This window comes from Caballeronia sp. 11_S32 (genome assembly GCF_056930355.1).
The window spans coordinates 190,722-209,195 of sequence record NZ_JBXOWH010000003.1; the positions used below are offsets into that span (position 1 = coordinate 190,722).

Genomic DNA, 18,474 nt, shown 5'->3' on the forward strand with positions numbered 1-18,474 from the left:
GCCTGAAATGACGCGATGCAACGTTTCAGCGCGCCCCGGCGGGTTTCATCGGACCAAAGCGCGCGATGTCACTCGAGTTTGGCGCCGCGCTTCTCGGGAATCAGAAAGAGCGTCGCGATCACGTCGAGCAGATAGATCGACGCGAGGAAGGCAAGCGCCAACGCGAACGAATACCGCGCCGCGAGCGCCCCGACGACAACCGGCCCGAGTCCGCCGACCGCACGCCCGATGTTGAACAGCACGTTCTGCGCGGTTGCGCGCGCTTCGGTCGGGTAGATCTCCGAAATCAGCGCGCCGTAGCCGCCGAGCATGCCGTTGACGAACACGCCCATCACCGCGCCGCCGATCAAGAGCGCCACCGGGCTCGTCAGATTCGAATAGACGAACACCATCGCGACCGCGCCAAACTGATAGGCGAGGAACGCCGGCTTGCGCCCGAAGCGGTCTGCCGCGAGGCCGAACAGCCAGATGCCGAGCGCCATGCCGAGCACGGTGGCCGCGGTCCAGAGTCCGGACTTCGTGAGCGAGTAGCCGAAAGTCTTCGAGAGATAGCTGGGCAGCCAGATCATCAGCCCGTAGTAGCCGAAGTTCTGCACCGAGCACAGGACGATCACGCCGAGGCTCGCGCGCGCGGTGCGGGCGTCGTCGAAGAGACGTCGCAGCGGCAGCTTGCGCGCGGCAGCCGACGCGGCGGCCGCGCGGCGCTCGACAAAAATCTCCGGCTCGGCCACGCGCCGCCGCACGAAAAACGACACGACGGCGGGAACGAGGCCGACCGCGAACATGCCGCGCCAGCCGATCACGGGCAGGAGCATCGGCGTGATGAGCGCGGCGGCGAGCACGCCGAGTTGCCAGCCGATGCCCACGTACGACGACACGCGCGCCCGCAGCCGCGCGGGCCACGCCTCCGCGACGAGCGCCATGCCGATGCCGAACTCGCCGCCCAGCCCGATGCCCGCGATCGTGCGATAGATCAGCAGATCGCCGTAGCCCTGCGCGAGCGCGCACAAGCCGGTGAAGACGGCGAAGACGAGGATCGTCCAGGTCAGCATGCGCACGCGGCCGAAGTAGTCGGACAGCATGCCGAACACGACACCGCCCGCGACCGCGCCGGCGAGCGTCCAGGTGACGAGCGCGCCGGATTGCGCGGGCGTGAGATGCAGATCGGCGGCGATCACCGGCAGCATGAAGCCGAGGATCAGCAGATCGAAGCCGTCCATCGCGTAGCCGAGAATGGACGCGACGAGCGCATGGAGCGCGTGCCGGGTGGGTGCGTCGGACGAGCCGGCCGCGGGCGTGGAACGGGAAACGGATGTCATCGGGGCAAGGAAGGAGTACGCGCAGCGCCGCGAGTTTACGTGCGGCCGCCGCGTCTTCACAACCGTCAATCAAATCGACATGCGCATCCGCCCGCCGCAGCCCTCGCCCCCGCGGGCCGGCTCGGGTAAAATGGCGGGCTACGCGCGCAGGAAACGTCTAAAAACCCGTCGAAAGACGGCTCTTTTCGCGTCACATCCATGCGCCAGGTCCCTCGCGGCCGCCTCCCGCTTCTTCAAGCGCCACACAAGTCCAAGGATTCGCCCATGACAGGCTTCGATCGCCAGACGATCTCCGACACCACCGCCAAGATGCTGCTCGAAGTGCAGGCGGTGCACTTCAACGCGGAAAAACCGTACATCTTCACGTCCGGCTGGGCGAGCCCGGTGTATATCGACTGCCGCAAGCTGATCTCTTACCCGCGCGTGCGCCGCGGCCTGATGGAGATGGCCGAGGCAACCATTCTGCGCGACGTCGGCTACGAGCAGATCGACGCCGTCGCCGGCGGCGAGACGGCGGGCATTCCGTTCGCGGCGTGGATCGCCGACCGCCTGATGGTCCCGATGCAGTACGTCCGCAAGAAGCCGAAGGGTTTCGGCCGCAATGCGCAAATCGAAGGCTTGCTGACCGAAGGCCAGCGCGTGCTGCTCGTGGAAGACCTGACCACCGACAGCCGCAGCAAGATCAACTTCATCAACGCGCTGCGCACCGCGGGCGCCACGGTGAACCACTGCTTTGTGCTCTTCCACTACAACATCTTCAAGGAAAGCGTGTCGGTGCTGAAAGACATCGACGTCGATCTGCACGCGCTCGCCACCTGGTGGGACGTGCTGCGCGTCGCGAAGGAGCAAGGTTATTTCGAGACGAAGACGCTCGATGAAGTGGAGAAATTCCTGCACGCGCCGGCGGAATGGTCGGCCGCGCATGGCGGTGCAACTGCTGCTCCGCAATAAGCAATAGCGTTCTAAAAGCCGTAAATAGAAAAAATCCGCTGACTTAAATCAGCGGATTTTTATTTGGCATGAAAATCGGTCACAGCGAATTAGGATTCGAAAGCGGAGAATCGTCGAGCGAGCCGTCGCCGGAATACGCCGAGAGATTCATTAAGCCATTGCTTTGCGCGTATTGAAATAGTTCGGAATCGCGCTCGATGCCGAGTTTTCGCATTGCGGTGTTCTTTTGCGTGCTGATGGTCTTGATACTGCGGCGCAATTGCGCGGCAATTTCAGTGATGGTCATGCCCGACACGAAGAGGCGCACCACTTCGAGTTCCCGCTTGGACAGGATCACGCTGCGCTGCTGTCCGTTCGAGCCGAGGCCCATGCTGTCGAGCGCAGCCTTCACCGAGGGGCCGAGATATTCCTGTCCGCGCATGACGTGCTGGATCGCCCAGCCGATATGGTTCATGTCGTCGGCCTTGTTGATGATCGACATCACGCCCACTTCGCGCAAACGTTTGAGGAGAGCCGGATTTTCGAGCATCGTCAGCACGACGAGCTTCACGCGCGGAAACTGCCGTCCGATATAGCCGAGCAGCGGCATGCCGTCGCCGTAGGAGCCGCCTGGCATGGCGAGATCGGTGACGAGGACATCGCAGGCCGACTTCTGAAGCAACTGGATGAGTTCGGTCGACTGGCGCGCCTGACCGATGACGTCCACCTCCGGAAATTTGTTGAGTGCCTGTGTCGCACCAAACAGAATCACTGGGTGGTCATCCGCAATGATGACTTTTATTCGCTGGCTCATTTAATTCTCCAAGGTATCGGTCGATTAGTTGCCGCGCGAATCTGCGTCGAAGTGCTCATTTCTACGTTCAATAGAGTCAGAAGTCATCGCCGTCAAGGAGCTGCACGCTACGTCCAAACCGGCGCACGCGCGATGCGCCATCGGTTAAATCTCAAGGAATCGAGGTTTTAATGCTTTGTTGCAATGTTAAACTGCAACCTGTCACGAAGCGCATCCCTGAGACAAAAAACATCGTTGCAGCCAGCGAAACGCTGCTATAACGCGCGACGATACTGAGAGGAGTTCAGCCCATGCGCCTCACCGGTCGACGCGTGAGTTCGAGTGGCCCTGTGGCAACAGCACTGTTCATCGCCTTTGCGGCGGCCCTTCTCCCGAATTCGCGCGAGGCCGCGGCCGACCCCGCCTTCAGTGTATCGAGCAGCGACCTCGCGCCGGGCAAGACCATCGGGCGCGATCTGCTCTTCGACCTGTCCGAGTGCAAGGGCGGCAACCGCTCGCCGCAGATTTCCTGGCGCGGCGCGCCGGCAAACACCCGCAGCTTCGCCGTGACGATCTTCGACCCCGACGCGCCGGGGCGCGGCTGGTGGCATTGGGCGGTCGCCGGCATCCCGGCCGGCACCGATCGCCTGCCGGGCAACGCGAGCGCTTCGGGCGTGTTGCGCAAGATGGGCGCGATCGAGGCGCGCAACGACTGGGACACGGACGGCTACGGCGGCCCGTGCCCGCCGCCCGGCAAGCCGCACCGCTACATCGTAACCGTGTACGCGCTCGACGGCGCCGATTTCCGCCTGCGCCAGGGCACGCCCGCGCTGATGTTCGAGCACGAAATCCGCACAATGACCATCGCCAGCGCGCAGCTGACGTTCACCTACAGCCGCTAGGACATTACCGGCGAAATGCGTGCGGTCGCGCCGGTCGGTCACAAATTGACTTTGCTAGACTGACCCGATCCGTCCGCAAGGCATGCCTCGAGCGTGTGTCGCTGAGCGGCGCGGGCAAAGACTCGGGGACACCATGCCGAACATCATCATCGTTTATCACAGCGGCTACGGCCACACGAAGAAGGTTGCGGAAGCCGTGCTCGGCGGCGCAACCGACGCGGGCGCGAGCGTCAGGCTGATGGCCGTGAGCGAAATCGACGACGACGCCTGGGCGCAGCTCGACGCCGCCGACGCCATCGTCTTCGGCGCGCCGACGTATATGGGCGGCCCGTCCGCCGACTTCAAGAAATTCGCCGATGCGAGCTCGAAACCGTGGTTCGCGCAGAAATGGAAGGACAAGATCGCGGCCGGATTCACCAATTCCGCGCACATGAACGGCGACAAATTCCTGACGATTTCGTATTTCGTCACGCTCGCCATGCAGCACGGCATGATCTGGGTCGGCACAGGCATGATGCCGTCGAACACGAAGGCGGCCACGCGCAACGATCTGAACTTCGTCGGCGGCTTCACGGGCCTGCTCACGCAATCGCCCGCGGATGCTTCGCCGGAAGAAGCGCCGCCGCCCGGCGATCTGGAAACGGCGAAGGTCTTCGGCGCGCGCTTAGCCGAGGTGTCGGCGCGCTGGATTCGCGCTCGGGCGGGCGTCGAAAACGGCGGACATCAGCCCGCCTCGGAATCGCCTTAGAATGTCGGTTTTGCGGCGAGCGCCCGCACGAACCAGCGAGATCGAGATGACCACGAAAGTATTTGTCGACGGACAGGAAGGCACCACCGGCCTGAAGATTTTCGAATATCTGTCGCAGCGCCGTGACATCGAGGTGTTGCGCATCGACGAAGCGAAGCGCAAGGACGTCGAGGAGCGGCGCCGGCTCATCAACGCGTCGGACGTGACGTTCCTGTGTCTGCCGGATGTCGCGTCGCGCGAGTCGGTTTCGCTCGTCGACCGCGACAACACGCGCACCGTGATGATCGACGCCAGCACCGCGTTCCGTACGCAGGACGACTGGGCGTACGGTCTGCCCGAACTCTCTCGCGCGCAGCGCGAGCGCCTGCGCACGTCGAAGCGCATCGCGGTGCCGGGCTGCCACGCGTCGGCATTCGTGCTGTCGGTGCAGCCGCTCGTCGCGGGCGGTCTCGTTCCCGCCGATTTCCACGCGCACGCCTATTCGATCACCGGCTACAGCGGCGGCGGCAAGAAGATGATCGCGGAGTACGAAGCGGGCGGCAACGAGAGGCTCTTGAGCCCGCGCCCTTACGCGCTCGGCCTCACGCACAAGCACCTGCCGGAGATGTCGGTGCGCACGGGCCTTTCCCGCGCGCCGATCTTTACGCCGATCGTCGGCCCCTTCCTGAAGGGCCTCGCCGTGACGACGTACTTCTCGCCAGACCAGCTCAAGCGCCCGGCCAAGCCGCAGGACGTGCGCGACATGCTGGCCGAGTACTACAACAACGAGCCGTTCGTGCGCGTGATGCCGTTCGACGCCGAAAGCAATCTCGACGCCGGCTTCTTCGACGTCCAGGCGTGCAATGAAACGAATCGTATGGATATCTTCGTGTTTGGCAACGACGAGCGCTTCGTGACGGTCGCGCGCCTCGACAATCTCGGCAAGGGCGCGTCCGGCGCGGCGATTCAGTGTATGAATCTGGCTATCGGCGCGGATGAGGGGACGGGTCTCGCGCGCTGATCCCGCTTTGCCTGGAACCCGGAAGGGCCGGTTCGCTTCATCGCGGATCGGCCTTTTTTGCGTCTGGCGGTGCAGTGCAGCATGAGAATGCACGGACGAAAAAAAAGCCCGCCAAGACTGGCGGGCTGAATCCATATCAGTGGAGACATGGAGGAGACAGGAGTAAATATACCAATAATTTTGGTGCGACGCAACATCGGGCGTTGCGGCGGCCTGACGCAGCTCGGGCCGACGACGCTCACGGTTGCATCATCGACAGAATGAACTGGAGCTGGTCCGCCGAGATCGGCTTGACGAGATGCACGTCGAAACCGGCGTCCTGCGTCATTTCCCGATGCTGCGGCTGGCCCCAGCCCGTCAGCGCGACGAGCATCATCGCCGGACCGTTCGGCAAGCCGCGCAGCGCGCGCGCCGCCGCGAGGCCATCCACGAGCGGCATGCCGAGATCGAGAATCACGACTTCGGGATCGAACTGGGCCGCGACCTCCACGGCCTGCGCGCCGTTCGCCGCAAGCGCCACTTCGTGACCCATGCCATTCAGCAGATGCGCGAGGCCGGCGAGCGCATCGTCGTCGTCATCGGCTATGAGGATGCGCTTGCTCACGATGACCTCACCGGGAACCGTAGAATTCGAGTTTCAGCATGTTCGCCCCCGCCTGCGCTGCCGCGATTTCGGTGCGCGCGCCGCGTGCGCCCAGATAGAAATGCTGACGCGCGGGCGAGTTCTCGTCGTGCGTCGCGTCGGGAAGGCACGATGCGATATCCGCCGCGACGCTTTGCAGCGCATCGGCGCCCGAGCTGCCGTGCGGTGTCCAGGTACATCGATAGTTCGTCGGCGAAGCGGCGCACTTCGCGTCGTCGCCGTAAGGCAGCGCGACCGCGCGACCGTCGAATCCTGAAAGCGACGAAAAATTCGGCGCCGCGGCCACGATGCGTTTCAACGCGGCGCAGGGGCTCGGGGTGTCGTCGGCGTGCGCGGGCATCGTCACGAGAATGCCGATCGAGAGCGGCAGGAGCGCGGCCAAAACGGCGCGTCGGCCAGACAGATGCATGGGGCGCCTCCTTTTTAGCTGTTCTTTTTCGTGTTTCGCCGAGAACCGGTATGAGCGCTACCCGCGCTACGAGCGCGACTATGCGCCGCGCGGTTGCGCCTGTATGTTCGAAAGCGAATGAAGCACTAAAAACGCAAGCAAGTCATGCACCCGTTCGTGCAGACGTTTGAGCGTCAATGCCGCACGAGCGCCATCATCGCGCCGAAGCCGACGAACACGCCGCCCGTCAGCCGGTTGAACGCCTGCGCAACGCTCGCGCTTTTCAGCTTGTCGCCGACGCGCGCGCCGAGGCCCGCGTACACCGCGTACCAGCTCACCTCGATGACAGCGAAGGTCGACACGAGCACGGCGAACTGCGGCAGCACGGGCCGGGCCGCGTCGATGAACTGCGGCAGGAGCGCCGCCGCGAAGAGAATCGCCTTGGGATTGCTGCTCGCGACGAGGAATCCGTTGCGAAAGAGCGTCGCGCGTTTTGCCGACGGCGCGCCGGCGCTTTCATCGCGCACATCGACCGCGCTGGCTTTCGCACGCCAGCTCTTCACGCCGAGCCAGACCAGATAGGCCGCGCCGGTCAGACGCAGCGCGTCGAAGAGGCGCGGCCACGCTTCCAGAAAGACGCCCAGCCCCGCCGCCGATACGGACAGCATCACGACGAGCGCCGAGAGGCAGCCGGCCATCGTGGCCGTCGAGCGTTTGAGGCCGTGACGCGCGCCGTGCGTCATCACAAGCAGCATGTTGGGACCGGGAATGGCGGAAACGACGAACACTGTGGCGACGAACAGCCACCAAAGATGCAGACTCATTGCGGCGCGGCGTAGAAGGGAAAGGGATTCGCATTATGCCGTCCGCCCGCGCCGATGCGGGCGGAACGCCGCTTTCGCCACAACATCGATATGGAATCAGCGACCCGCGCGCCGCGCCGCAACCTGGCCCAGCACGGCGAAGTCCTTTTCGCCGTCGCCGTGAGCGAGTGCGTCGACCAGGTTGTCGCGCACAACGCTCGCCACCGGCAGCGGCACGTTCACCGCATCGCCCGCGGCGATTGCGAAGCGCACGTCCTTGAGCCCGAGACGCGCCTTGAAGAGCGCGGGCTCGTAGCGGCGCTCGGCGATCATCTTCCCGTAGCCCTGATACACCGGGCCGGGAAACAGCGAATTCGTGATGACATCGAGCAGCGTCTGGGATTCGATGCCGTGGCCGCTCACGAGTGCCGCAGCCTCGCCGAAGCTTTCGATCGCCGACGCCAGCATGAAATTCGCCGCGAGCTTGAGCACGTTCGCATGCTGCGGCTCGCTGCCGACGCGCCAGGTCTTCTGGCCGAGCGCATCGAGCACGGGCTGCACGCGGTCGATGGCGTCGCTCGCGCCCGCCGCGAGAAAGTTGAGCTTGCCCGATGCCGCGACATCCGGCCGCCCGAGCACGGGCGCGGCCACATACGCGACGCCATGCTGCGCGTGCAATTCGGCCAGTTCCACGGCGAGCGCCGTAGAGATCGTCGCCATGTTGACGTGCACGAGGCCCTTTGGCGCGTGCTTGAGCAAGCCGCCGTCGACAAGCACGGAGCGCAGCGCATTGTCATCGGCGAGCATGGAGAACGCGGCGTCGCCGGCGAAAGCCTGCTCGGGCGTATCGACCACCGATGCGCCCTGATCCGCGAGCGCGCGCGTCTTGTCGCGCGAACGGTTCCACACGCGGACCGTGTGCCCAGCCTTCAGCGCGTTGCTCGCCATCGCGCCGCCCATTTCGCCCAGTCCGATGAATCCGATGTCCATGTTCGCGTGCTCCTTTGCCTTGTCCGCTCGCCGCGCCGGAAAGGCCCGCGCGACCCGAGCGCCAGTAGAGCACATCGACGGAAAGCGCGCAGAGGCGGGCAATGCGATACTGCCTGCATGGTCAAGGCGCGCTTTCACTTTCATCGCGAACTGAACGATTTCCTCGCTCGATCCCAGCGCGGGCATACGTTCGCCTGCGCGTGCCCGAAGGCTTCGTCGGCCAAGCATATGATCGAGGCGCTCGGCGTGCCGCATACGGAAGTCGATCTGATCGTGAAGAACGGCCGCCCGGTCGGATTCGATGCGCAGATCGAGCCCGACGATGTCATCGAGATCTATCCCGCGCGCCACGCGCCGGCAGGCATGGCGAACGGCGCACTGCTGCTGCGCCCGCCGCTGCATACCGCCGGCCTGAGCTTCATCGCCGACGCGCATCTCGGCGGTCTCGCGCAGCTTCTGCGGCTCGCGGGCTTCGATACGCGTTACGACAACAACTTTCCCGACGATGAAATCGAAGCGCTCGCGCAGGACGAAGCGCGCATCGTGCTCACGCGCGATCGCGAGCTGCTCAAGCGCCGCACGGTGCTGCGCGGCTGCTATGTGCGCGCGCTGCAGCCCGATGACCAGTTCCGCGAAGTCTCGGAGCGTTTCGATCTCGCGCCGCACGTCCGCGCGTTCCGTCTCTGCCTGATGTGCAACGCGCCCTTGCGCCCGGCCGGTCCCGGCGAGATCGACGGCCGCGTGCCCGAAGGCGTGCGCGAGCGGCATACGCGCTTTGTCACCTGCGATGTGTGTCGTCGCGTGTTCTGGGAAGGCTCGCACTGGCGGCGCATGCGCGCGCGCATCGACGCGCTGGCGGAAGCCGGCCGCTAGGCGCGCGCGTCGCGTTCCGTACAATACGTGCCTCGCAATCAATCGTCGCCCCGGAGCATCACGTGAACAAATTCGAACTGGAACAGAACAAGGCCTTCAAACTCGCCAACGACCTGAAGCAAGGCGGCCGCGCGCGCGCGGGCGCCGCGGGCGAACAGAAGATCGACCGGCGCGAGCAGCGCAAGCTCGATCAGGCGAAGGGACTCGTGCCGTTCGCATGCAAGCTGGATGAAAAGCTCGTGAAGCAACTGAAGGATCGCGCCGAGGCGCACGAAGGTGGAATGACGGAAGTGCTGGCGGAGTTGCTGGTTAAGGCGGGACTGGAGCGGTAAGGCCCTTGCCCGCCTCGGGCGCTACTTGTCGTCGTGGTGACCGCGGCAACTGACGATAAGAAGTTGCCCGTCCACGACGGAGTACACCAGGCGATTCTTCTCGTCTATGCGACGCGACCATGCCTTCCGGTGTTTGAGCGGCTCCGGCTTGCCCGTCCCGGTGAACGGATTGCGACAGCACTCGTTGATCAGGCCGGTCACCTTCTTGAAAATCTTCAGATCCGAACCGTGCCAGAAGTGGTAGTGGTACCAACTCGGCATTGAAAACTGAATGGCGCGCGCCATTATCCGACCTGCTTCATTCTCTTCGCGAACATGCCGACGAGGACATCGAGGAACGATGTTCTCGGCCTCTGCCGTCCGACTTTGCCAGACGGAGCGTGCGTGCCATGAACGCCGGGCGCTTCGTCCAATTCGTCGTCGAGATCTTCCGGCGAGAGAAACTTGTCTTCCGTGTAACCCAGCGCCCTGAATTGCGCGAGCGATTCTTCGAACAGTCGCTTATCCAGTTCACGCTCGGCTTCTTCCAGCCGCGCCGCCATCCTCTGCAGCGATTCGCCGGACATCACGACGAGATCCTCAGAATCGAGCAGCGGCATCGCGCCCCATTCGCTCAACCTGTCCGCCTCCCGCGCTTCCTCGTAATCACGCTCGATTAATTCAACCATCCTAACCATTTCCCGCCCTCGCACTTGCGCAACGATGGGCAGATTATCACCGCCAACGCCTGCGCTACGCCATCTGTCCGAACGGAATAGGAAGAAACGCCGTCAAACGCTGCCCTCTTTCTCGATCACCAGAATCCGCGCCTCCCCGACCGGCTCCGCATAATGCTCATCGCCGGCTTGCGCATGGAAGATATCGCCCGCACGCAGCGTCAGCGTGCGCTCGCCGTCCTCACCGCGCACGTGCATCCGAACTTCGCCCTGCATCACGGCGAACACTTCCTCGCCGTCGTTCACATGCCATTTGTACGGCTGGTCGGTCCAGTGCAGACGGCACGACGTGCCGTTCATCACGCAGATATCGAGCGCGCCCCAGGCACGCTCCGCCGTGAATTTGCCGCTTTCGATCACTTTCATTTGAACATTGCCTAACGGATGAAGTCGCGTGCTTCGTCGACGTCCGCGTGGCGCGTCGCCGGAATGCACGCCACCGCGATCAACGAGAGCACGAGCCCGCCCATCACATAGAAGGTGGGCGCGAGTTGTGATTCCGTGACGCGAATGAGCCACGTCACGATGAACTGCCCGAAGCCGCCGAAGATCATCACGGCGATGTTGTACGCAATCGAGAGCCCCGTCGAGCGCACGTGCGCGGGAAAGAGCTCGGCGATGAGCGCGCCGAACGGCCCATAGTAGCCGGACAGCGCAATCGAAAGCAGCGCTTGCACGACGATGAGCCGCATCACGCTCGGCTCGGCCGCGAGCCACGCGAAGAGCGGATAGATCGCGACGAGCGTGATCAGCAGCGACCACAGCGAAAGCCCCTTGCGCCCGATGCGATCCGACCACGCGCCCGCGATCGGCGAAAGCACCGTCAAAAGCAGATTGCCGACGATCAACGCCGTGAACGACTGCCCGAACGGCAGCTTCAGCTGCTTGACGGCGAAGGTCGGCAGATAGGCGATCAGCACGTACACCGTCACCGTCAGCGCGATCACCGAGCCGAGCCCGCACAGGACTTCGCGGCTGTGCGTCCTGAACACTTCGCCGAGTGTCGCGCGGCGCGCGGTCTTCTTCGCGTGCAGGAATGCTTCGGTATCGGCCATGTTTCGGCGAATATAAAGCCCGATCGGCCCGATCACGAGACCGAAGACGAACGGCACGCGCCAGCCCCACGAATCGAGCGCTTCGGGCGAAAGGCCGCGCGAGATCGCCGCGCCGACGATCGCGCCGAGCAGCAGCGACGCCGCCTGGCTCGCCATCTGGAAGCTGCCGTAAAAGCCGCGCTTCGAAAACGGCGCCGCTTCGATCAGCAGCGCCGTCGAGCTGCCGAACTCGCCGCCCGCGGAGAAGCCCTGCAGGAGCCGCGCGAACACGATCACGAGCGGCGCGCCGATGCCGATCGCCGAGTACGGCGGCGCAATCGCGAGCAGCAGGATGCCGAGTGTCATCAGCCCGATGACGAGCGTCAACGCCGCCTTGCGTCCCGCGCGGTCCGCATAGAGACCGAGGACGATGCCGCCGATCGGCCGCATCACGAACGCGACGCCGAAGGTCGCGGTGGTCAGAAGAATCGACGAATAGTCGCTGTCGCTCGGGAAGAACAAACGAGCGATGACGACCGTCATGAAGCCGAACACGGTGAAGTCGTACCACTCCAGCGCGTTGCCGATGACCGCCGCCGTCACGGCGCGCGCATTCAATGCTCTTCCTGGCATGCGTTCCCCTAGGCTCATTGGGTGTCGTGCCGGGGCAGCGCCGTCATGCGCCGCCCCGATGGTCTCGTTGTCCGCGTTTTGTGCTAAAGATGCGCACGCGTGGCTCTTTTTGCCTTGGCGAGTGTAAAGACGGTTTTTCGCTCAATCAAGCGAATTGCGAACAAAGAAAAGCGCGCCGGGCCGTGCGGCCGGGCGCGCTTTCCGATCGAAGCCAGAAATGTGCGTCGCGCGTTATGCCTTCTTCACATACGCGCTGCACCAGCCCTTCGATGCGACCAGCTTGTTGCTGAACATCGGGCACGGCGCCCAGGCGTCCGTCGGCTTGCCCTGATAGAACTGACAGTTGCCGCAGTCCTGGCCGGCCGCGTATTTCGCGTACTTGGCTTTGTCGACCTTGCTCGCGTCGTGCTTGTAGCCGAGCGCTTGCGCGGTGGGATCTGCTTCGTCGACTTTCGGTGCGTCGGCGAATGCGGTCCGCGAACCGAGCGCGAACGTCGATGCGACGCCCACGCTGGTGATAAGAAACGTGCGACGTGATGTCTTCATGGTGCTCACTCCATGTTGTATTGGGGGGAACGCGCCGTTCTTGGCGACGGCGATACCCGAGCATATCAACCTGGAAGCGGCTCGACGACGACAAATGTTAGAGATAAGGGACCGTAGAAAGTCGCATGTAAGTCAGCGTGCCATGTCGGCCACGCGCTCGGCGATCGCAAGCGATGCCGTCAGCCCAGGCGACTCCATGCCGAACAGGTTCACGAGTCCCGGCACGCCATGCGCCGATTTGCCTTGGATCATGAAGTCCGCCGCCGCCTGGCCCGGACCTGAGAGCTTCGGCCGGATGCCCGCGTAGGCCGGCTGGAGCGCGTCGTCGGGCAGGCCCGGCCAGTACGCGCGGATCGCGGCGTAGAAGGAATCGGCGCGGCGCGGATCGACGTCGTAATTGAGCGTGGGCACCCATTCGACATCCGGGCCGAACCTCACCTGCCCGCCGAGATCGATGGTCAGATGCACGCCGAGGCCGGCTTCGTTCGGCATCGGATAGATGAGCCGCTCGAACGGCGCGCGCCCGCTCACGCTGAAATAGTTACCCTTCGCGAAGTAGAGCGGCGGCACGTGGCGATCGTCGAGGCCGCGAATGTTGCGCGCGATCTCGTTCGCATGCAGTCCCGCGCTGTTGATCAGATACGACGCCCGGAAGCGCGCCGGAGACTCGCCGCCCGTCTCGACGATGAAGCAGCCCTCGCGCGCATCGATGGAGACAACCGGCGTATGGAACACGATGTTCGCGCCGTGGTTCTCCGCCTCGCCCTGCAGCGCGAGCATGTACTGGTGACTGTCGACGATGCCCGTCAGCGGCGAATACACCGCTTCGACGCATTGCAATTGCGGCTCCATCTCCGCCGCCTGCGCACCGCTGACGCGCACGAGCCCTTTCACGCGGTTTTCGATGCCCTTCTGCTCCAGCGCCGCCAGTTGCGGCACCTGATTGCGCGCCGTCGCGACGAGCAGCTTGCCGCATTGCCGGTGCGGCACGCCGCGCGCCTGGCAGAACTCATACAGCATGTCGCGGCCGCGCACGCACAGTTCCGCCTTCAGCGATCCGCGCGGGTAATAGATGCCCGCGTGAATCACTTCGCTGTTGCGCGAGCTCGTGCCGATGCCGATGCCCTCGCCCGCCTCCAGCACGATGACTTCGCGCCCGCGCATCGCCAACGCCCGGGCGATCGCCAGCCCGATGACGCCCGCTCCGATTACCACGCACTCGATCCGATCCATGTCTTGTTCCGCTGCAGATTGTCCCAACTATTTTACGTTCGGGACTATTGCGTGATACACAACAAACGCACATGGATTACGTCGTTTTTCGGTTCAATTCAGAAAAAGGCAAGAATCTGGCCGCCAGATGTCAAAAATGACAGGTTTTGGCGGCCTTTTTGGCAATTTCGCGAATAGGGGCTTTCAGAAGCCGATGGCCCTTTTGCGCGAATTGCGGTCGAGCTGGATGTCGCGCGCCTCCACATGATGCCTTCCGTCGATGCGCGCGTTGCCGAATGCGTTGAGCATCGCGCGCCGCATGCCGCGCGGCGACGCCTGCGTGAGCGCGTCGAGCGGCGCGTCGCCGAGCGTTTCCGGAAAGCGCGCGCCCCACGCGTGGGCATCGCGGATTTCGGCGTAAATCGACTGCGCGATGCGGCGCGCGCCTTCGCGGTCCGGCGGCGGAATCTCGTAGACATTCATGCGGTTGAGCAGCGGCTCGGGAATCGCGCGGGCGTCGTTGGCCGTCGCGATCCACACGATATTGCCCGCGTTGATCGGCACCTCGGCGAATTCGTCGATGAAAGTCTGCGCCGTGTCGTGCTCCAGCAACGCATAGAGCGCGCCGAGCGGGTCGTATTGCGCGTCGCCGGTGGCCTTGTCGATTTCATCGACGGTGATGACGGGATTCGCGTAGCTGCCGTTCACGAGCGCGTCGAAGACCTTGCCCGGCTTGGCGTTGCGCCATTGCGACGACGCGCCCGACAGAATCCAGCCCGCCGTGAGCGAGCTCATCGCGACGTAATGGCACGACGTGCCGAGCAGCCGCGCCAGTTGCTTCGCGAAATGCGTCTTGCCGATGCCCGGCTCGCCGAGCAGCAGCATCGGCATGAGTTCCAGGCGGTCGTCGGTTTCGAGGCACAGCGCGATCTGCTTGCGGATATCGTCGAGCGGTTCCTCGAAATTCGGCAGATTCGCCGCGAGGTCGTCGATCGACGGCATGCGGTTCGGCTTCACGCAAAAGCGCAGATTGCCCACCTTGAGCATTTTCTCGTAGGTGGCGCGCAAGGCGTCGCTTGCGCCTTCGGAGAGGTCGTTGAGCGCGGTTTCCACGTCGTCGAGACTGTAGACCTTGCTGAACGATGCCACCGCCAGTTCCTGTTTGACCACGGCTGTCGTCATGTCACACCCCGTCAATTTTTTATGGTCGACGAGTCCAGTGTATCGACGCCAAAACCGCGTGCAAGCGAGCAGTCGAACGCGTGTGCTGCTAATTGGGATGCGCACTTTTGTCGACGAAGCCGTGTTTGGCGCGCGCTAGTATCATCGACGGGATCGATGCGGCGAGCGGGTTCGAAACCTGCTCCGTCTGAAGCCGGGTTGAGATCTGCGTTGGCCGCCACAATGGTGTGTTTCAACGGTCAGGCTGAACCGGACCCGCGCCGCCGTGTCAGAACGAAGTCGCCGAGGATCGCCGATCCAGCCGCCGCCGCAAGGCGCGCCGCCATCCGAACAGTCCGCGCGCAGGAGTTGCTTCCAATGCACAAAACCATACGAACCGCCTTTCTGAATGCCGCGCTCATGATGGGCGCCTGTCTTGCCGCATTCGGCGCGCAAGCGCAAGTCACGCCGCCGCAGCCGGTGAACTGGGAATTGCAGGTCGTGCGCGACGGGCAACAGATCGACTCGTTTTCCGGCACGACCAACGTCGGACAGGCGCGCACGGATACGCATCACAACAAGGTGCAGAACCAAGTCGGCTGCGCGGAGCAGCCCGCGGGCGATATCGATCTGCAACGCACCGTCACCATCTCGCCGATTCACGCGAGCGCCGACGACATCACGCTCGCCATCGACGCGCAGGAAACCTTGCAGGAAGACAGCTCGCGCGTGTCGCCGTCCGGCTGCAAGCTGCCGCCCGTGCCGCGCCAGGTGAGCGGATCGCACCCGGGGCTCGTGCTGAAGCCGGGCGAATGGGGGCAATGGCAGATCATCGATAGCAACCCGTCGCTCGCGTACCGGGTGCGCGCGAGTCTCGGCTCATCGACGGCGGCGCAATGACAATCGCGGTGACATAGACTCAAGAGGCCGCCGCTCAAGACCGCTCAAGACAACAACAGCATGCGAAACCCAGAACATCTTCCGCCAGGCCCGTCCGCTCATTCGGCCACGCCGGATTTCACGGCGGTCAGCTGGAACCTGCACAAGGGCCGCTCGCCCCTCGGCTTGCGCGCGTGGAACGCGATGCAGCGGTGGGTTCAGACCACCAACGCGGACGTCTATTTCCTTCAGGAAGCGATGGCGCGGCGCATGCCGCAGCCCGTGCTCGCGAGCGGCTTCGGCAACCCGCTCACCGCGCCGCTCGACGATGTCTGGCATTGCCAGGCCACCGAGATCGCGACCGCGCTCGAATTGCAGATCGCGCTCGGGCCGAACGTGTTCAAGCCGTCGTGGCGGCACGGCAATGCGATCCTTTCGCCGCATCCGCTCGATCTCTCCGGGCGCTGGGATATTTCGGCGCATCGCTTCGAAAAACGCGGCTTGCTGGTCGCGCGCGCGACGTTCGCCGGCCAGGCGGTCACGCTGTTATGCGCGCATCTCGCGCTGACGCGTCAGGCGCGGCTGCGCCAGATGAACTGGATCGCGCACTGGATCGCGAAGGAAGCGCCCGAAGGGCCGCTCGTGCTCGCGGGCGATTTCAACGACTGGCGCAACGACTCCGTGCCGCTCTTCGGCGAGCTCGGCATGCATGAAGTCGCCACGATGCTCGGCGAATCGGGCCGCACCTTCCCGGCGTTCTCACCCGCGCTCGCGCTCGACAAGATGTTCGTGCGCGGCCTCAAACCGGTCGAATGGATCGTGCCGACGCAGGACACCGCATGGCTGTCCGATCATCTGCCCTATATGGCGAGGCTGCGCGTGGAATAGCCCGCGCGCTTACTTGAGCAGCGCTTCCAGATCCGCGATGGTGACGGGCTTCGTCAGATGATGGTCGAAGCCCGCGTCGAGCGCGCTCTGGCGGTCGGCGTCGCTGCCCCACCCGGTCAACGCGAGCAGCAGCGCGTGCTTCGTCGCATCGCGCTTTCTCATTTCGCGCGCCACATCGAAACCGCTCATGCCCGGCAAACCGATATCGAGCACGATCACATCGGGCTTGAAATCATCGATCGATGCGAGCGCGCGCGGGCCGTCGTGCTCGGTGCGCACGTGATGGCCGAGCGCTTCGAGCAGCATCGACAGGGCAAGCGCCGCATCGACGCTGTCGTCGACGAGCAGGATACGGCGGCCTTGCGCCGCGCCGCCGCTTGCTTCGGCGGTGATGTTCATGCGAATCCCCGAGAGTCGTCGCCGCGCGAAAACCGGTGCTCCGACCCTCGCACGACATTAATGAGATGATTCGTGGACTGTAGCACAGCGGTTTCGCGCAAGAAAATGAGGCCGCAATCACCGCGCGCGGCGGCTCTGCTATCGTGAATGTCTCACGCGCCGCCACGCCCGCCTCACCGCCATGTTCGATCTCTTCGACGACATCCCCAAGCCCGACATCGTGTGGCATCCGGACTGGATCGGCCCCGACGAGGGTTCCGATCTGATGGGCGCGCTGATCGAGGAAGTCCGCTGGCAGCAGGACACGATGACCACGCCCGGCGGCCGTGTGCCATTGCCGCGCCTGACCGCGTGGCAGGGCGAGCCGGACGCGGTCTACGTCTACTCGGGCATCCGCAATGTGCCGCAGGCGTGGACGCCCGCCGTCTCTCAACTGCGCGAGCGCGCCGAGGCCGCGTGCGGCGCGCGCTTCAACAGCGTGCTGCTGAACCGCTATCGCAGCGGCATCGACAGCATGGGCTGGCACGCCGACAAGGAACGCGAACTCGGACCGGAGCCGGTGATCGCATCGGTGAGTCTTGGCGCCACGCGCACTTTCGAGTTCCGACACGCGCGCACGCACACCACGCACACGCTTTCGCTCACGCACGGCAGCCTGCTCGTGATGCGCGGGCGCACGCAGCAGGAATGGGTGCATCGCGTGCCGAAGGAGCCGGGCGCGCGCGGCGAGCGCGTCAATCTCACGTTCCGCTGGGTCGATGCGTCGAAACGCAAATAGCCGCGCTCACGGCCGCCTGGCGACGAAATCGATCTCCACGAGCGCATCGCGCGCAAGCCCCGTCACGCCGATGCACGTGCGCGCCGGCAGCGGCTTCGGCAGAAAGTACGAGCGGTACACCGCGTTCATCGCGTCGTAGTCGCGCTTGAACTCGGTCAGGAAGATGCGCACGCTGACCACGTTGTCGAGCGTGAGCCCAGCACGAGTATCAGGTTGTCCATAACGCGACGCGTCTGCGCCGCCACGCCTTCGGGCAGCGGCGCGCTGTCGTCGTTCGGGTCGGTGGGCATCTGGCCGGTCAGGAACACCCAGCCGTCGGCTTCGGCGGCATGAGAGAAAGGGCCGACCGGCGTCGGCGCGGCATCGACCATCGTGAATTTGGGCAGATGGGTCACGTCGTCTCCTCGTTTTGCGTGTCGTATCGTCGGGAAACGGCACGTTAGCGCGCCAAAATTGCGCGCGTGTTTCCGCCTCGTGCGAAGATGGCGCGGCTTACAGTCACATTCA

The 18,474-nt window shown here is 64.3% G+C and carries 23 protein-coding genes and 1 pseudogene; 9 read left to right on the plus strand and 15 right to left on the minus strand.

The annotated features are described in order from the left end of the window. Window positions 1–68: 68 nt before the first annotated feature. On the minus strand, window positions 69–1,319 hold the full coding sequence (locus AC1Z32_RS12415) for an MFS transporter (protein ID WP_483478949.1): 1,251 nt from the start codon (window positions 1,317–1,319) through the stop codon (window positions 69–71). A 264-nt stretch (window positions 1,320–1,583) separates the two neighbouring features. Between AC1Z32_RS12415 and AC1Z32_RS12420 the strand changes: the two genes are divergently transcribed. Next, window positions 1,584–2,270: an orotate phosphoribosyltransferase gene (locus AC1Z32_RS12420; protein WP_008352701.1), complete on the plus strand. Its 687-nt coding sequence runs from the start codon at window positions 1,584–1,586 to the stop codon at window positions 2,268–2,270. Window positions 2,271–2,349: 79 nt separating this feature from the next. On the opposite strand, the gene AC1Z32_RS12425 is transcribed toward AC1Z32_RS12420, so the two are convergent. After that, complete coding sequence (locus tag AC1Z32_RS12425) at window positions 2,350–3,063, minus strand: response regulator (RefSeq protein ID WP_483478950.1); 714 nt, start codon at window positions 3,061–3,063, stop codon at window positions 2,350–2,352. A 290-nt stretch (window positions 3,064–3,353) separates the two neighbouring features. Between AC1Z32_RS12425 and AC1Z32_RS12430 the strand changes: the two genes are divergently transcribed. The 3 genes from AC1Z32_RS12430 (at window position 3,354) to argC (ending at window position 5,692) form a co-directional block, all read left to right on the plus strand. Then, window positions 3,354–3,944, plus strand: coding sequence for a YbhB/YbcL family Raf kinase inhibitor-like protein (locus tag AC1Z32_RS12430; RefSeq protein ID WP_483478951.1), 591 nt, complete (start codon window positions 3,354–3,356; stop codon window positions 3,942–3,944). Window positions 3,945–4,077: 133 nt separating this feature from the next. Further along, window positions 4,078–4,692 carry a flavodoxin family protein gene (locus AC1Z32_RS12435; protein ID WP_483478952.1) on the plus strand — a complete coding sequence of 205 codons (615 nt, stop codon included), beginning with the start codon at window positions 4,078–4,080 and terminating at the stop codon, window positions 4,690–4,692. Between the two features lie 46 nt (window positions 4,693–4,738). After that, entirely contained in the window at window positions 4,739–5,692 is a 954-nt protein-coding gene (gene argC / locus AC1Z32_RS12440) for an N-acetyl-gamma-glutamyl-phosphate reductase (protein ID WP_483478953.1), read from the plus strand. 238 nt (window positions 5,693–5,930) lie between these two features. Here the strand turns inward: argC and AC1Z32_RS12445 are convergent, their stop codons facing one another. The 4 genes from AC1Z32_RS12445 to AC1Z32_RS12460 all read right to left on the minus strand — a co-directional run bounded on the left by AC1Z32_RS12445 (window position 5,931) and on the right by AC1Z32_RS12460 (window position 8,744). After that, window positions 5,931–6,296, minus strand: a complete 366-nt coding sequence (locus AC1Z32_RS12445) for a response regulator (protein ID WP_483478954.1) — start codon at window positions 6,294–6,296, stop codon at window positions 5,931–5,933. Window positions 6,297–6,303: 7 nt separating this feature from the next. Further along, window positions 6,304–6,744 carry a hypothetical protein gene (locus AC1Z32_RS12450; protein ID WP_483478955.1) on the minus strand — a complete coding sequence of 147 codons (441 nt, stop codon included), beginning with the start codon at window positions 6,742–6,744 and terminating at the stop codon, window positions 6,304–6,306. Between the two features lie 173 nt (window positions 6,745–6,917). Continuing rightward, on the minus strand, window positions 6,918–7,547 hold the full coding sequence (locus AC1Z32_RS12455; protein WP_483478956.1) for a LysE family translocator: 630 nt from the start codon (window positions 7,545–7,547) through the stop codon (window positions 6,918–6,920). Window positions 7,548–7,643: 96 nt separating this feature from the next. Continuing rightward, on the minus strand, window positions 7,644–8,744 hold the full coding sequence (locus AC1Z32_RS12460; RefSeq protein ID WP_483478957.1) for an NAD(P)-dependent oxidoreductase: 1,101 nt from the start codon (window positions 8,742–8,744) through the stop codon (window positions 7,644–7,646). On the opposite strand from AC1Z32_RS12460, the gene AC1Z32_RS12465 reads away from it, so the two are divergent. Both AC1Z32_RS12465 and AC1Z32_RS12470 read left to right on the plus strand, forming a co-directional pair. Next, window positions 8,634–9,389, plus strand: coding sequence for a Mut7-C RNAse domain-containing protein (locus AC1Z32_RS12465; RefSeq protein WP_483478958.1), 756 nt, complete (start codon window positions 8,634–8,636; stop codon window positions 9,387–9,389). The genes AC1Z32_RS12460 and AC1Z32_RS12465 overlap by 111 nt on opposite strands. Window positions 9,390–9,451: 62 nt before the next feature. Then, window positions 9,452–9,721, plus strand: a complete 270-nt coding sequence (locus AC1Z32_RS12470; protein ID WP_483478959.1) for a hypothetical protein — start codon at window positions 9,452–9,454, stop codon at window positions 9,719–9,721. 21 nt (window positions 9,722–9,742) lie between these two features. Here the strand turns inward: AC1Z32_RS12470 and AC1Z32_RS12475 are convergent, their stop codons facing one another. The 7 genes from AC1Z32_RS12475 to AC1Z32_RS12505 form a co-directional block, all read right to left on the minus strand. After that, window positions 9,743–10,006: a Txe/YoeB family addiction module toxin gene (locus tag AC1Z32_RS12475; RefSeq protein ID WP_483478960.1), complete on the minus strand. Its 264-nt coding sequence runs from the start codon at window positions 10,004–10,006 to the stop codon at window positions 9,743–9,745. Further along, window positions 10,006–10,389 (minus strand): hypothetical protein, encoded by a 384-nt coding sequence (locus tag AC1Z32_RS12480; RefSeq protein WP_483478961.1) that lies wholly within the window; start codon window positions 10,387–10,389, stop codon window positions 10,006–10,008. The genes AC1Z32_RS12475 and AC1Z32_RS12480 overlap by 1 nt, the downstream gene beginning before the upstream one ends. 102 nt (window positions 10,390–10,491) lie before the next feature. Then, window positions 10,492–10,803, minus strand: a complete 312-nt coding sequence (locus tag AC1Z32_RS12485; RefSeq protein WP_483478962.1) for a cupin domain-containing protein — start codon at window positions 10,801–10,803, stop codon at window positions 10,492–10,494. 11 nt (window positions 10,804–10,814) lie between these two features. Next, the gene (locus AC1Z32_RS12490; RefSeq protein WP_483478963.1) at window positions 10,815–12,104 is read right to left on the minus strand and encodes an MFS transporter; all 1,290 of its coding nucleotides are present in this window, start codon (window positions 12,102–12,104) and stop codon (window positions 10,815–10,817) included. Between the two features lie 231 nt (window positions 12,105–12,335). Then, window positions 12,336–12,650: a high-potential iron-sulfur protein gene (locus tag AC1Z32_RS12495; RefSeq protein WP_483478964.1), complete on the minus strand. Its 315-nt coding sequence runs from the start codon at window positions 12,648–12,650 to the stop codon at window positions 12,336–12,338. A 132-nt stretch (window positions 12,651–12,782) separates the two neighbouring features. Further along, window positions 12,783–13,883 carry an NAD(P)/FAD-dependent oxidoreductase gene (locus tag AC1Z32_RS12500; RefSeq protein WP_483478965.1) on the minus strand — a complete coding sequence of 367 codons (1,101 nt, stop codon included), beginning with the start codon at window positions 13,881–13,883 and terminating at the stop codon, window positions 12,783–12,785. Window positions 13,884–14,066: 183 nt separating this feature from the next. Next, the gene (locus AC1Z32_RS12505) at window positions 14,067–15,044 is read right to left on the minus strand and encodes an AAA family ATPase (RefSeq protein ID WP_483478966.1); all 978 of its coding nucleotides are present in this window, start codon (window positions 15,042–15,044) and stop codon (window positions 14,067–14,069) included. 357 nt (window positions 15,045–15,401) lie between these two features. Between AC1Z32_RS12505 and AC1Z32_RS12510 the strand changes: the two genes are divergently transcribed. Together AC1Z32_RS12510 and AC1Z32_RS12515 are read left to right on the plus strand one after the other, a co-directional pair. Next, window positions 15,402–15,923 carry a hypothetical protein gene (locus AC1Z32_RS12510; protein ID WP_483478967.1) on the plus strand — a complete coding sequence of 174 codons (522 nt, stop codon included), beginning with the start codon at window positions 15,402–15,404 and terminating at the stop codon, window positions 15,921–15,923. A gap of 60 nt (window positions 15,924–15,983) precedes the next feature. Further along, the gene (locus tag AC1Z32_RS12515; protein ID WP_483478968.1) at window positions 15,984–16,790 is read left to right on the plus strand and encodes an endonuclease/exonuclease/phosphatase family protein; all 807 of its coding nucleotides are present in this window, start codon (window positions 15,984–15,986) and stop codon (window positions 16,788–16,790) included. Between the two features lie 9 nt (window positions 16,791–16,799). On the opposite strand, the gene AC1Z32_RS12520 is transcribed toward AC1Z32_RS12515, so the two are convergent. Next, window positions 16,800–17,189, minus strand: coding sequence for a response regulator (locus AC1Z32_RS12520; RefSeq protein ID WP_483478969.1), 390 nt, complete (start codon window positions 17,187–17,189; stop codon window positions 16,800–16,802). A gap of 181 nt (window positions 17,190–17,370) precedes the next feature. Here AC1Z32_RS12520 and AC1Z32_RS12525 point away from each other — a divergent pair, with 181 nt between their 5' ends. After that, on the plus strand, window positions 17,371–17,967 hold the full coding sequence (locus AC1Z32_RS12525; protein ID WP_483478970.1) for an alpha-ketoglutarate-dependent dioxygenase AlkB family protein: 597 nt from the start codon (window positions 17,371–17,373) through the stop codon (window positions 17,965–17,967). 6 nt (window positions 17,968–17,973) lie between these two features. On the opposite strand, the pseudogene AC1Z32_RS12530 reads toward AC1Z32_RS12525, so the two are convergent. Beyond that, a pseudogene (locus AC1Z32_RS12530) lies at window positions 17,974–18,338 on the minus strand (RidA family protein). Between the last annotated feature and the right edge of the window lie 136 nt (window positions 18,339–18,474).

Bases quoted from the DNA above. Each gene is read 5' to 3' on its own strand.
- AC1Z32_RS12495 (WP_483478964.1), bottom strand. From the start codon at position 12,650: ATGAAGACATCACGTCGCACGTTTCTTATCACCAGCGTGGGCGTCGCA.
- AC1Z32_RS12455 (WP_483478956.1), bottom strand. From the start codon at position 7,547: ATGAGTCTGCATCTTTGGTGGCTGTTCGTCGCCACAGTGTTCGTCGTT.
- AC1Z32_RS12475 (WP_483478960.1), bottom strand. From the start codon at position 10,006: ATGGCGCGCGCCATTCAGTTTTCAATGCCGAGTTGGTACCACTACCAC.
- argC (WP_483478953.1), top strand. From the start codon at position 4,739: ATGACCACGAAAGTATTTGTCGACGGACAGGAAGGCACCACCGGCCTG.
- AC1Z32_RS12525 (WP_483478970.1), top strand. From the start codon at position 17,371: ATGTTCGATCTCTTCGACGACATCCCCAAGCCCGACATCGTGTGGCAT.
- AC1Z32_RS12450 (WP_483478955.1), bottom strand. From the start codon at position 6,744: ATGCATCTGTCTGGCCGACGCGCCGTTTTGGCCGCGCTCCTGCCGCTC.
- AC1Z32_RS12490 (WP_483478963.1), bottom strand. From the start codon at position 12,104: ATGCCAGGAAGAGCATTGAATGCGCGCGCCGTGACGGCGGCGGTCATC.
- AC1Z32_RS12430 (WP_483478951.1), top strand. From the start codon at position 3,354: ATGCGCCTCACCGGTCGACGCGTGAGTTCGAGTGGCCCTGTGGCAACA.
- AC1Z32_RS12465 (WP_483478958.1), top strand. From the start codon at position 8,634: ATGGTCAAGGCGCGCTTTCACTTTCATCGCGAACTGAACGATTTCCTC.
- AC1Z32_RS12415 (WP_483478949.1), bottom strand. From the start codon at position 1,319: ATGACATCCGTTTCCCGTTCCACGCCCGCGGCCGGCTCGTCCGACGCA.
- AC1Z32_RS12505 (WP_483478966.1), bottom strand. From the start codon at position 15,044: ATGACGACAGCCGTGGTCAAACAGGAACTGGCGGTGGCATCGTTCAGC.
- AC1Z32_RS12480 (WP_483478961.1), bottom strand. From the start codon at position 10,389: ATGGTTGAATTAATCGAGCGTGATTACGAGGAAGCGCGGGAGGCGGAC.
- AC1Z32_RS12435 (WP_483478952.1), top strand. From the start codon at position 4,078: ATGCCGAACATCATCATCGTTTATCACAGCGGCTACGGCCACACGAAG.
- AC1Z32_RS12420 (WP_008352701.1), top strand. From the start codon at position 1,584: ATGACAGGCTTCGATCGCCAGACGATCTCCGACACCACCGCCAAGATG.
- AC1Z32_RS12425 (WP_483478950.1), bottom strand. From the start codon at position 3,063: ATGAGCCAGCGAATAAAAGTCATCATTGCGGATGACCACCCAGTGATT.
- AC1Z32_RS12510 (WP_483478967.1), top strand. From the start codon at position 15,402: ATGCACAAAACCATACGAACCGCCTTTCTGAATGCCGCGCTCATGATG.
- AC1Z32_RS12460 (WP_483478957.1), bottom strand. From the start codon at position 8,744: ATGCTTGGCCGACGAAGCCTTCGGGCACGCGCAGGCGAACGTATGCCC.
- AC1Z32_RS12515 (WP_483478968.1), top strand. From the start codon at position 15,984: ATGCGAAACCCAGAACATCTTCCGCCAGGCCCGTCCGCTCATTCGGCC.
- AC1Z32_RS12485 (WP_483478962.1), bottom strand. From the start codon at position 10,803: ATGAAAGTGATCGAAAGCGGCAAATTCACGGCGGAGCGTGCCTGGGGC.
- AC1Z32_RS12520 (WP_483478969.1), bottom strand. From the start codon at position 17,189: ATGAACATCACCGCCGAAGCAAGCGGCGGCGCGGCGCAAGGCCGCCGT.
- AC1Z32_RS12500 (WP_483478965.1), bottom strand. From the start codon at position 13,883: ATGGATCGGATCGAGTGCGTGGTAATCGGAGCGGGCGTCATCGGGCTG.